The following is a 12,030-nucleotide window of genomic DNA, read 5'->3' as shown; positions in this document are numbered from 1 at the left end:
TATGTGGCGACGGGATGGCATCGAGGAGAGAAAGGCATTGAAACGGATAATCCTGGCAGTTGTGCTGTCGCTGTCGATAATCGGTCCGGCGCAGGCTCGCCCTTCATGGCCAAATGCGCCCTATAGTTACTACGCGAAGAACGAGAGCCTGCGCGAAGTGCTGCAAGGGTTTGCCGGCGGGTTCAGCCTGTCGCTGCAAATGGGGCCAGGCGTGAACGGCGTGGTCAATGGCAAATTCAACGCCAACTCTCCCACCGAATTCATGGACCGCTTGGGAGGCGTGTATGGCCTGACCTGGTTCGTGTATGCCGGCACCTTGTTTGTCAGCCGGTCCAGCGACATGGCCACGCACGCGGTCAGCGCCATGGGCAGCTCGATTACCGCCCTGCGCGATGCATTGATGCAGTTGGGCGTGCTCGATGCCCGCTTTGGCTGGGGCGAATTACCCGAGCAAGGCATTGCGTTGGTGTCGGGGCCGCCGGCCTACGTCGATCTGATCAACCGCACGGTGTCGGCCCTGCCGATCGGGGCGGGCGGGCAGCAAGTGGCGGTATTTCGCCTGAAGCATGCGTCCGTCAATGACCGCACCATCCGCTATCGCGACCAGTCAGTCGTCAGCCCTGGGCTGGCCACTGTGTTGCGTAATCTCATCCTGGGCTCGGGGTCGGGTGCCAACAACGAGGTGCTGTCGGCCATTGCGGCGCCGCTGCGCGACAACCCACCGGCGTTCGAGACGGGCAGCGGCATGGCCCCTCCGCTCGATGGCTCGGGCCCTCCCAGTACTACCGTGCTCGATGCGAGCGGACCAGGGCGGCGCGTCTCGAATGCCGGTGGGCTGCGCCTGCGGCAGCCGACCGTGCAGGCCGATCCGCGCTTGAACGCCATCATTGTGCAGGACATACCCGATCGCATCCCAATCTACCGCCAGCTCATCGAGCAATTGGACCAGCCCAGCACACTGATCGAGATCGAAGCCATGATCGTCGACGTGAACTCGGAACTGGTCAACGAACTGGGCGTGACTTGGGGCGCGCGAGCCGGTTCGGCCACCTTCGGCTACGGCGATTTCAGCCTGGCGCCCGGCGGGTTGCCGATCGACAGTGGCGCCGACCTGATGCCCGGCACGCTGGGCCTGAGCATCGGCAATGCGCTGGTGGCGCGGCTGCGTGCGCTGCAATCGCGTGGGCAGGCCAATATCCTGTCGCAGCCGTCCATCCTGACGGCTGACAATACCGGCGCGATCATCGACCTGTCTGAAACGTTCTATATACAGACCCGCGGCGAACGCGTGGCCACGGTGACGCCGGTGACCGTGGGAACCTCGCTGCGCGTGACGCCTCGCTACATCGAGGGCAAGCAGCGGCGCGAGGTCGAACTGACTGTCGACATTGAAGATGGGCGTATCCAGGAAGAACGCCAGATCGACAACCTGCCTACCGTGCGCCGCAGCAGTATCAGCACCCTGGCCATCGTGGGTAACGACGAAACGCTGTTGGTAGGCGGGTACAACACCAGCCAGGATTCAGAGCAAGTCGACAAGGTGCCGTTCCTGGGCGACATCCCCGGCCTGGGCTTGCTGTTTTCCAGCAAGTCCAAGACGGTGCAGCGTCGCGAACGCCTGTTCTTGCTGCGCCCCCGCGTGGTGGCGATCAATGGCGAAGTGGTTGCCCCGCCGCAGGGCGCGACGCCGGGCGGGCCTGTCCTGAACACCACCTGGGGTAAGCAGGGCGAATCGATGACGCCTGGCCAATATCTGGACCTGGTGCGCGGCCAGCAGACCCGCGTGCTCTTTGAATCGGTACCCGTCAGCGTGCAGAGTGGGCCGGTGCGACCGTCGCGCGATTATTCGAGCGACGTGCCCCCTGGCGGGGCGGTATTGCGCGTGGAGACCTTGAATGCGCCTGGAACTGGACGCGAGCCTTGATGCGCGCGGCAATGCTGCGATTCAGGGATCGAGCGCAATGCCTTTTTGCTGCAGCTTGCTGCGCAGGGCATTGCGCGCGCGCGACAACCGGCTGCGTACGGTGCCGATGGGCACGGTGAGCATGGCGGCCGCTTCTTCGTACGAGATATCTTCCAGTCCGACCAGCAGCAGGATGTCGCGCATGTTCTCGGGTAATTCGTTCAACGCTTCTTGCAGCAGACGGATGGTTTGGGCCTGTTCGGCCGCCGATTCGGGCGTGGCATTGGACGAGGCGTGATTGACCAGGCTGTCTTCGCTGACGAAATCGTAGCGGCGCTCGGGCGCACGCGACAGATGATTGCGCACCAGGTTCAGCGCAATGCCGTACAGCCAGGTGGACAACTGCGATTCGCCCCGGAAGCTGCCGTACGACCGTGCGGCCTCGACGAAAGTTTGCTGTGCCAAGTCTTCGGCTTCGCTGGTGTTGCCAATGTGCTTGATGATGAAACGTTGCAGGCGGCCGCTGTGTTCTCGTACCAAGTCGCGCAACAAACGCTCATCATGGGCCGTCCAGACCTCTTCCTTGCCAGAAACCGGCAAGGACGCTTGCAAGGAAGCGTCAGCGAGATCGCGAGGATCAACCATGGACAGACATGGGAATATTGGGCGGGATGGACGGCAAATTACAGCAGATCTAGCCAAAAACGGATCAATTGTGGAACAAAGTTACTACATATTTGCTTTCAGATATATGCGGAGAATTGCGCTCCCACCCGACGTTTTCATTTCGTAATAAGTGCGCCGGGGTCGGGATCAGGAGGGACGGGTAAGCAATTCCGCCAGCCAGCCACGGACGGTGTCGTGCGCAACCGGAGTTTGCCCGCTGGATGCGGCGTCATCGAAGCGCCGTTGCATCGCGCTGTCGATGTGCTGGCGCTGGGCCGCCGTCAACGAGTCGGCAGGTACGCCGGCGCGTGCGCAGGCGTCGAGAAACAGTGGGGAATTCATGCTGGCCGAACTGGCCAACCGGGTGGCGAAGTCCACGCCTTCGAGTGCCTGGCGCGAGGTTTGCGCCATATCGAGTGCCTGGGTAATGACGCGGGCCGACAAAGGCTTGCCGGGAGTGGCTGTCAGGCCCAGTTCGCGCGACACGGCGTTGGCGATGCCATTGCCATAGGTGTTGGCCAGTGCCTGGGAAAACATGGAAGTGATGTCGATATTGGGCGCTACCCACGCCACGCTGCGCCCGCTGGCGGTAGTACCGGTACCCAATACTTGCAGGGCCTGGCCGTCAATCGAGATATAGACATCTCCACCTGCTTGAGCCGCCTTGCTGAAGGCGTCGAGGGCGATGGTACTGGACAGCGAATGGGTGACTGGATCGATTGTCATGCGACCGGTGAGCCTTGCGGGTCGAAACGGAACGCGGCGCGTGTACGCACCCCTGTTCCAGTAAGTAACCGACAGCCGAGTTTGGTTCCGTGAATAAACAATGCGCTCATGACGCTCCTTCATATTAAATCATCGCCTGCCAACTGCCGCTCGGGAGGCAACCCGATATGACCAAAAGCAAGACAGGGAGCCTATTAGGCCTCGAGCTGGAAATGGTGCCGGTATGCCTGGGCAGCGGGCACAGCCATCCGGTGAGGGGGTATTTCGAAGCCTTGGCCGCCATTAAGCGTACCCGGAATGAGACGGTCACTGTGCGCTGTCTGGGCGGCCGGCCTTGCGGCGTTTCCGGCGAGCATGGTGAAAGCGGCCTGGACAATGGCTACAACTTGCTGGAAACCGCGTTTGCCCCCATCGAGGGCGGCGCAGGTGGCCTGGATCGCCTGGCCGGTCGGGTGGCCGGGGAGCTGGCCGATGTGGTGCAGGCGCTCGGCCAAGAAGACGCTTGCTTGCTCAATGTGTCGGAACATCCGGCCTGCACGCTCGATACACGCTGGTACACAGAAGTGCGCCTGCCGCGGCCGATCTACCGCGAGCTGGTCGAGCACCGAGGCTGGCTGCATCGCGCGGGCATCGACGCCAAGGCACAGAATGGGCCTTGCACCGCCGTGGATGTGCAAGAGGCGGTGCAGGCGCTGAATGCCATACTGGCGCTGGCGCCGGCCAGCGCAGCCCTGTTTGCCAACAGCCCCTTGCAGGCCGGCCGCATTACCGATTGGAAAGAAAACCGGCTGACACTATGGGACCGTATGTTCCGCCACGCTCGTTATGCCGGCGACCATTATCTGCAACGTCTGCCCGAACGGCCCTTCCTGGATCTAGGAGACCACTTCCGCTGGATGTTCGGGGTCGGCACCGTCAGCCGCGCGTTGCCGCTGGCTGCCTCGCAAGACTACAAGAGCGCCGTCACGGCTTACCTGACGGGCGATCCTTCACTGCAGCAGTTCCTGGCCGCGCCGTCGTGGCGAGGTCGGCGCACCGATACCGACGAATGGGTCGAGCTGCGGCCGCACAGCAGCTATTTCGAGTATTCGCAGTTCGCGCATTTCCTGGATGCGCGATGGCGTTATCGGTTGGCTTCGCCGCCACCGCTGCAGGAACTGCTGCAGGCCTGGAACCAGCCCAGGGGTCTGGAAGCGCTTTTTGCGCGTTGCGGCGTCGACGGTTATATAGAAGGGCGTGCACCGGGGGCCGTGTTTGCCGACGCGCAATTGCGCGATGAAGCCGGCCATGCCATTGCGTCTTGCGCACCGTTGGCACCTTCGGCGCTGCAGCTGGGGTTGATGCGCAACCTGGCGCAGGCCGAAAGCCTGTGGCGCGACTGGGGCTGGCTGCGGTTGCGGGCGCTGCGGGCCACGGCTATACGCAACGCCTTGGACGACGACGCTGTGTGGGCCCTGGCGCGCGACGTGCTGGCGGTGGCGCGCGCTGGCCTGCGGGCCGGTGAACGCCATTACCTGGACTACGCCGATTACGTGCTCCAGACCCGCCGCACCGGCGCCGATCGCCTACTCACGTTGTGGCATGAAGCCACGGGCAGCCTCGATGAAAAACTGGCGCAGATAGCGCCGCGCCGCGCAGTGCTTGCCTAAGTGCGGCGAGCGCCCTTCAGCGCGATTCGTAGACTTCATCGGCGGCCAGCAGGATATCGATCGGGGGGTCGAAACCGATGGCGCGCGCGGTATCCAGGTTAAGGGCGATCTTGGCGGGATCGATCCAGATCTGGCTTAGCTGGCGCGGCTTGGCGCCGTTGAGGATGCGTGCCATTGTCTCGGCATGGAACAGGCCTACATAAGAGTAGTCGGCCTGGGCCAGGCTCATCAATAGCCCTTGCTTGACCTGTTCGGATCCCAGCATGGCGAAGCTGGGCACCTTGGCTTGCCGCAGTACCTGAGCCACATCGCCGACACTGTTCGCGGTAATGCCGCGGTGCACGGTGACATAGATGGCGTCTACGCTGCCGGCCAACTGCCGGTAGCATTCGATGGCGTTATGCGTGGCCTGGGCTTCGCTGACGCCGTTGGACGGAGCATCGCAGGCGCGGATCTGAAAGCCCTCTTCCTGCGCCACCTGCTCGACCGCTGCCACGGCGGCATAGGTACGGCCTTCGGGGCTGTCTTCGTAGACAATACCCAGGGTCTTGAATGGCACGATTTCGTGAAACAGCCGCACTTGGCGCTGGTAGCGTTCGGGCTGTACCCGGGCGTGCAGATTGTCCAGCCCGCTATCTTCGGCACTTTGGACGATGCGCGCTCCTACGGCGTCGCTGGTCGAGGCCACCACCGTGGGCACCGGGGCGTCCAGCGCCGCCATGTCTTGCCCGGCCCAGGTGCCCATGGCGATGATCAGGTCGACGTCGTGCTGCTTTGCCAGGCGTTGCGAAATCGCCTGCTTGACCTGCGGCCGCTGCAAGGCGTCGAAGTTGCCAGGCTGCCACCAGGCGTCTTCGACGAATTGCAGCGTATCGCTTCGGACATTGTTCGCCAGGAAGCTCCACATCTGCCTGCCGTTCAAGCCTTCGGGAATGGCCGGCACTGTCAACCACCCCAGTTGCTGCAGGCCGGCCACGATGACGCGCAGCGTGAGCGGATATTCGCTGTAGTCGCCGCTTTCGAAGTAGCCCAGGCGCCATTTGCCGCCATCAGGCTTGGCCGCGGGGGCGGTCGAGAACACGGGCCCGGATGCGTCCGGCGCGGGTTGCTGCGCTGTTGCCGCGGCCGGCATCAACAGGCAACCCAGGAACAGCAAAGTAGAGAGGGATTTGTTCATGTGCGTCGAACCACGATCAGCGTGATGTCATCGGATTGTTCCGCGCCGGCGGCAAATGCCTGTACGTCTTCGAGTAGCCGCCGGGCCAGCCCGCTGGCCGAGGATGGTGGACCCGACAGGATCTGGAACAGGCGGGGCTCGCCATACTGGGCGTCATGGCTGCTGAACGCCTCGGTGACGCCATCGGTATAGCCTACCAGCACTTCGCCCGGCGCCAGACGTGTGACCAGGCGCCGGTAAGGCATGTCTTCCTGTACTCCGCAGGCCGGGCCGCTGCGGCCTTCAAGCAGGCGCACGACGCCATTGGCATCGATGACCGCAGGCGGAAGATGCCCGGCGTTGGCCCACACCAGTTCGCCGCTGTCCAGGTCCAGCACGCCCAGCAGCAGCGTCACGAACATCATGTTGGGGTTGTTTTCCGCCAGCCGGTTGTTGATCTTCTGCATGATCAGGGCCGGGTCGGTCTCGTCTTCGGCGGTGGCGCGGATCAGGGTGCGCGTGACCGCCATGAACAACGCCGCCGGCACGCCCTTGTCGGAGACATCGCCAATGGCCAGGCACAGCTTGCCGTCGGGCAGCACGAAATAGTCGTACAGGTCGCCGCCGACTTCCTTGGCGGGCAGCATGATGGCGTGCAGGTCGACCTGGCGCTGCACCGCAGCGGGCAAGGGAATCGGCAGCAGGCCGAGCTGGATGGCGCGCGCGATATTGAGCTCGCTTTCAAAGCGCTCGCGGGCCGAGGTTTCGTGCATCAGATCGGCTACGTTTTCGCGCAGCTTGCGATCCATGAACAGGAATGACGCGGCCAGGCGGCCCACTTCGTCGCGGTGCCGCTTGGGTAACGCCGCCACGTGCGCAGGCACCGTGGCCGGCAATGTCAGGTCTTGTTCGGGCAACTGCCGGGCATAGTGGGTCAGCGTATTCAAGGGTCGCACGATGCGCGTGGCGACCAGCCAGGCAAACAGCAGGGCCAGCACCAGAGTAATGCCGAAGATAGTGGCTTGCCGGTTCAGCAGCCGCTTGGCCGGCGCCGTCAGGTCGCTTTCGGGCACAGCGGCTACCACCGTCCAGCCGAGCGGCTTGTGGCGCACGGCCTTGATCTGCCACAGCTCCTGGCCGTCATCGAAGCGCAGCGATGCCGATGCCGATGCGGGCGCGGGGGGCGCCGCGCGCAGCAGTTGCCGTAGCGGCTTGTCCGAGGCGCGGTCTACGGTATCGAGCAGGCCGGTGCGGTTGGCGGGCGGTGCCACCACCATGCGGCCGTCGTCCGCCATGATGAACACGAAACCCGAGCGGGCCAAGGTCAGTTGCGATAGTGTCGCGCGCATGGCGGCTTCCATCCGGGTGCGCCGGTCTTGTACCTGGCGCAGCACGTCTTGCGCGCTGTCGGAAATGGCAAACACCCAGTCCCAGGGGCGGAAATAACCAAAGTACGCGTAGCGCGTCTCGGTGTCGCCCGGCGAGCCGGCCAAGGGCCATCGGTAGATGGCAAAGCCATAGCCGGCGCGGCGGCTTTCTTCATACAGCGCCTCGGCCAGCGGGCGGCCCTTCAGGTCTTGCTGGCCGGACAAGTCCTGGTCGATCATCGGCGCGCTGCCGCTGGCCAGCACGGAATAACTGGCATCGTAGATGAATACGTAGCGCTGATCATCCAGCCGCAGCTGGTTGACCCAGGCGCGGGCCTGTCCCTTGGCCGCGCCGGTCGTCATTACGCCGCGTTCGGCCATGGCGGCATAGCTGGCCAGCACCGAGGATATGGTGGCGCCCACTTGCACCAGTTGCCGCCGTCCGCTGCGTACCGTGTTGATCTTGTCGTCGAGCAGCGCGCCCCAACGCGCTTCGGTATCGCGCATGACCAGGTCCATCACGTTGTCTACGGCGTGCTGTTCGCTGGCGGCGACAGTGCGCGTGACGTCGCGCTGCGACACCAGCATGACGAGTGCAGCCACGACCAGCAGAATTGCCACGACCAGCAGGAAAATCTTGCTGCGTAGGGAACGAATGAGCATGGAGTGATCGGCAGGGTGGGCAATCCGATGCTGTCAGAAATCGACAAAAAGGATGCAAATTGCATCAATTGTAAATACCATTGAAGTCCGCGTGTGAACTTTGTGCCGTTGCCGATATGCGTAGTGAACCCTTGCAGGTCGTGCTGGACGGTCTGCGGCGCCGCCCCGTGTTGGAAGTCACCCTGGCCTGCCTGACGGTGTTGCTGCTGGCGCAAGCCCTGATCGGCGCATTGAGTTTATCGGCCCTGAACCGGTTAGTGGCCGATACCACTGCCGACCGCGTTGAAGTGGCCGCGCGCCAGGTGGCCGGCAATATCCAGAACGGGTTGCGGTTGGGCAAGCCGCTGGGCCAGTTCTTTGGTTTGCATGAACTGCTGCACGACGGTATCCGGCGCACGCCTGACGTGCGCGGCGCGACCGTGATGGTGGCCGACGGGCGTATCGTGGCCGCGCAAGGCCAGGCGATCGCGTCCGCTGGTGCGTTGGCGCGTGTGCTGGGCGGCCCGGCAGGCAGCGCCTTGCCCGATGGCGCAGTCCGTCGTGACACGGGCGCCGTGGTGCTGGCCGCGAACGGCCAGATTACGGTGGCGGTGCGGCTCTCCAGCGCCGGTAAAGTGGTCGGTACGGTTGCCCTGTCGGTAGCCGGTGATACCGGCGCGGGTCGGGCGCTGATCCTGGACAATCTGCGGGCCTTGTTCCTGGTCACCGTGATTGCCGGCCTGGGGTTAGCCGCGGCATTCAAGTACGCCATCCCGCTGACCATGCTGGCCGCCGGTGGCCGCGCGCGCTTCCTGGTACCGCTGTTGGCGCTGATGCTGGCGCAAGGTATCTACGCGGGCTACACGATCTCGACGTTTCGCAGCGCCTCGCTACAAGTGGCGCGCGAGAACGTGACCATGCTGGCCGAAGGCTTGCAGCGCGATCTCGATCGCGTGTTGGGCTATGGGCTGTCGATCGACCGGCTGCGCAATGTCGAAGCGCCATTCGCCCGGTTGGCCGGCACGTTTCCGGCCATCCAGACCATCGAACTGACCGACGCCAGCGGCCTCGTCTTGAACCGGGCCAATGCCCAGGGGGCCTTGCCGGTCGACCACGGGCTGGCCGGAGCATCGCCCGCCAGCTTGACGTTGGCGCTGCCGCTGGGCGCCGAGCAGGACCGGCCCGACGCGCGCGGCAGCCTGGTGCTGCATTTGGATGGCGACGTGATTGGCGCAGGCGTGCGTAGCCGCGTCATCGATGCGGCAACCGTGGTGGGCGTGGCGCTGGTCTCGGCCATCGAGATGCTGCTGTTGCTGTCGCTGCTGATGAATCGCGCGTTTTCGGCGCGTGGCGTCACTGAGGCCGGCACACGCGTCGGCCCCGATGATGTGTCGGAGATCGGCCGCATTGCGCGGCCGGTCATGTTTGGTTTTCTATTTGCGTGGGCCCTGCCGCTGGGCTTCTTGCCCTTGTACGCGCGCAGCCTGCCCACGGCTGGCCTGGACCTGGCGCCCCACCTGCTGCTGGCACTACCCATTTCCGTGGAAATGGGTTGCGGCCTGCTGGCCGCGCTGCTGGCCGGCGGACTCACCGACCGCAAGGGTTGGCAAGTTCCCGTGTTGGCCGGGCTGGCAGTCACGTTCGCAGGCATGGCCGCATGTGCCGCCGCGCCCAACCTGCCTTGGTTTGCCGCTGCCCGCGGCCTGGTCGGGCTGGGATACGGTTTGACCTGGATGGGCTTGCAGGGCTTTATCGTGACCCGCAGTCCGGCGCAGTACCGCGGCCGCAATATGACCAGCGTGATCGCGGGTCTGTTCGCCGGCCATTTGTCCGGCGCGGCGGTGGGCGCCATGCTGATGGAGCAGGCAGGCTTTCGGGCGGTATTCGTCGTGGGCGCCGTGATGCTGGTGTTGCCGCTGGCTGGGGTGCTGGTATTGATGCGTCCTTACATGGAACGCCTGACGACCGCCATGCGCATGGCCGTTGCCCAGCCGCGGGCCCGGGTGGCCGACACGCTGCGGCTGCTGTGCACGCGCGACTTCGGCTTGCTGCTGCTGGGCAGCGTCATTCCGTTTTCCATTGCGCAGGTAGGCCTGCTGTCGTTCGCGCTGCCGCTCTACCTGGAGGCCGAGGGCGTTGCCGCGTCCAGCATTGGCCGGGTGCTGATGATCTACGGGCTCTGCGTGATTTACATGGGCCCATTGATGGGCCGGCTGGTCGACCGGTCGGCCGTGAAGAAGCGCTGGATCGTCGTGGGCGGCGTGATCGGTAGCGCGGGCATGCTGGGGCTGTATTTCGACAGCGGGTTGATGGCCGCCTCCGGCGCCGTGCTGATGCTGGCGCTGGCAAGCTGCTTCTCGGGCGCGTCGCAGGCACCTTATATGCTGGCCTTGCCTGATGTGCAGCGCTACGGCGCGGCCGGTGCCACCAGTGTGCTGCGCGCGGCCGACAAGCTTGGTCAGATGGCCGGTCCGCTGGTGGTGGGCGCCATGTTCGGGGCGGCGGGAATGGGGACGGGCCTGGCGATCACGGGGGTCATCTACCTGGCGGCCACCCTGTTGTTCCTGGTTTTCGCGCCGGCCGGCGCTCGCGCGGTCGCGGCGCCGTCGACACCGGCCTGAGCCAGGGGGCGCTAGGCGGGATGGGCTGCGTGCGCCACCAGCGGCACGCGCGCGGTCAGGCCGCACAGCAGTTCGGCCGCGATAGTGCCGGCGGCGGCCGCCACGGTTTCCACGGGCAGCCCAGGCGCACCCCACAACGTTACTGGCGCACCGGGCACGGCGTCGGCAATACCGGTCAGGTCAATCATCGTCACGTCCATCGTGATGCAGCCCAGCACCTGGCTGCGGTGCCCATTGACCAGCACCGGCGTCCCGCTGGCTGCATGGCGGGGGTAGCCGTCGGCATAGCCGCAGCCAACCAGCCCAATGCGTGTGGCCTGGGTGGCGACGAACGATGACCGATAGCCGGCGCTTTCGCCGGCCGCCACGGTTTGCAGCGACATCAGGCGCGCGGTCAGTGTCATGGCCGGCCGCAGGCCCAGCGCCGGGCCATGCGTGCCGGGCAAAGGGCTGGCGCCATACAGCGCCAGGCCCGGACGGATCCAGTCGGTCTCGGCCATGTGGCCGGCATGCCGCCACATGGCCGCGGAATTGCAGGTGGATATTGGTCCGGGCAGATCGCGCGTGGCTTGCCGGAACAGGGCATGCGCCGCGGCGATGCCATCTTCGTCTTCGGCGTGCGCATAATGGTTCAGGTGTCCGATCTGGCCGATGCGATGTTGCGCCGCCAGTTCGCGGCAGCGCGCATCCGCGCGCCCATAGGCCGCGATATCGAAGCCCGCCAGGCGCAGGTCGCCGCAGAAGCGCAGCCAGACATCCGGCGCCTCGGGGCGGGGCGGGCGGGCGGACAGCCAGTCGATCTGGGCCGCATGGGAAATCACCAGGTGCAGGCCGGGAATATTCAGCAAGGCCGCTTCGCTTGCGCTTTGCAGGCCGGCATACACCAGGATCGGGCCCTGCCAGCCGGCTTGCCGGCAGGCATGGGCGTCAGACAGGTATTGGACCGCGATTCCGTCGGCGTCGACCAAGCCGGGTAATACCAGGGCCAACCCGTGGCCATAGGCGTCAGCCTTGACGGTGGCCCAGATGCGGGGCGGACGGGCGCATTGCCGGGCACGCTGGCGGATCAGCGCCAGATTATGGGCAATGGCCGTCGCGTCGATGCTTGCCTGGATGCGGTGATCCGCTGTCAGCGACGCGTGCCAGCGGGCATTCACCGCCGAGCTCCGCAGAAAAGGGCGCGAGAGCGTATTGGGGCGCGCATGAGGGGCTCCGCTTCAATTCGGATCAACCCGGTCATGGTAACGGAAATTGTGTCTATACATTGCAAAAAATTCAAGACTTGCACCCATTCCGGGGG

Annotated in this window: 8 protein-coding genes; 3 read left to right on the top strand and 5 right to left on the bottom strand. The window is 64.9% G+C overall.

Annotated elements, in window-relative coordinates:
* Position 1: 1 nt before the first annotated feature.
* Positions 2-1,924, top strand: a complete 1,923-nt coding sequence (gene sctC / locus KW845_RS19615) for a type III secretion system outer membrane ring subunit SctC (protein ID WP_218371432.1) — start codon at positions 2-4, stop codon at positions 1,922-1,924.
* A 21-nt stretch (positions 1,925-1,945) separates the two neighbouring features.
* Here sctC and KW845_RS19610 read toward each other — a convergent pair whose 3' ends face one another.
* Positions 1,946-2,515: an RNA polymerase sigma factor gene (locus KW845_RS19610; RefSeq protein WP_255592755.1), complete on the bottom strand. Its 570-nt coding sequence runs from the start codon at positions 2,513-2,515 to the stop codon at positions 1,946-1,948.
* Between the two features lie 201 nt (positions 2,516-2,716).
* Positions 2,717-3,295, bottom strand: a complete 579-nt coding sequence (locus KW845_RS19605) for a hypothetical protein (RefSeq protein WP_218371010.1) — start codon at positions 3,293-3,295, stop codon at positions 2,717-2,719.
* A gap of 167 nt (positions 3,296-3,462) precedes the next feature.
* Here KW845_RS19605 and KW845_RS19600 point away from each other — a divergent pair, with 167 nt between their 5' ends.
* Positions 3,463-4,944 (top strand): glutamate-cysteine ligase family protein, encoded by a 1,482-nt coding sequence (locus KW845_RS19600; RefSeq protein ID WP_218371009.1) that lies wholly within the window; start codon positions 3,463-3,465, stop codon positions 4,942-4,944.
* Positions 4,945-4,960: 16 nt separating this feature from the next.
* Here KW845_RS19600 and KW845_RS19595 read toward each other — a convergent pair whose 3' ends face one another.
* Complete coding sequence (locus KW845_RS19595) at positions 4,961-6,121, bottom strand: ABC transporter substrate-binding protein (protein WP_218371008.1); 1,161 nt, start codon at positions 6,119-6,121, stop codon at positions 4,961-4,963.
* A complete protein-coding gene (locus KW845_RS19590; protein WP_218371007.1) occupies positions 6,118-8,130 on the bottom strand; it encodes a SpoIIE family protein phosphatase in 2,013 nt (670 codons plus the stop codon). The genes KW845_RS19595 and KW845_RS19590 overlap by 4 nt, the downstream gene beginning before the upstream one ends.
* Positions 8,131-8,246: 116 nt before the next feature.
* On the opposite strand from KW845_RS19590, the gene KW845_RS19585 reads away from it, so the two are divergent.
* Complete coding sequence (locus KW845_RS19585; RefSeq protein ID WP_218371006.1) at positions 8,247-10,730, top strand: MFS transporter; 2,484 nt, start codon at positions 8,247-8,249, stop codon at positions 10,728-10,730.
* Positions 10,731-10,741: 11 nt separating this feature from the next.
* Here KW845_RS19585 and alr read toward each other — a convergent pair whose 3' ends face one another.
* Positions 10,742-11,887 carry an alanine racemase gene (gene alr / locus KW845_RS19580; protein ID WP_370628256.1) on the bottom strand — a complete coding sequence of 382 codons (1,146 nt, stop codon included), beginning with the start codon at positions 11,885-11,887 and terminating at the stop codon, positions 10,742-10,744.
* Positions 11,888-12,030 lie beyond the last annotated feature (143 nt).

It is taken from the genome of Bordetella sp. BOR01 (genome assembly GCF_019218885.1).
GTDB lineage: Bacteria > Pseudomonadota > Gammaproteobacteria > Burkholderiales > Burkholderiaceae_B > Bordetella_A.
This window is presented reverse-complemented; position numbering and strand designations above follow the sequence as displayed.

Coding starts and splice junctions, on each gene's coding strand:
- sctC (WP_218371432.1), top strand. CDS start 2: ATGTGGCGACGGGATGGCATCGAGGAGAGAAAGGCATTGAAACGGATA.
- KW845_RS19605 (WP_218371010.1), bottom strand. CDS start 3,295: ATGACAATCGATCCAGTCACCCATTCGCTGTCCAGTACCATCGCCCTC.
- KW845_RS19600 (WP_218371009.1), top strand. CDS start 3,463: ATGACCAAAAGCAAGACAGGGAGCCTATTAGGCCTCGAGCTGGAAATG.
- KW845_RS19595 (WP_218371008.1), bottom strand. CDS start 6,121: ATGAACAAATCCCTCTCTACTTTGCTGTTCCTGGGTTGCCTGTTGATG.
- KW845_RS19590 (WP_218371007.1), bottom strand. CDS start 8,130: ATGCTCATTCGTTCCCTACGCAGCAAGATTTTCCTGCTGGTCGTGGCA.
- KW845_RS19585 (WP_218371006.1), top strand. CDS start 8,247: ATGCGTAGTGAACCCTTGCAGGTCGTGCTGGACGGTCTGCGGCGCCGC.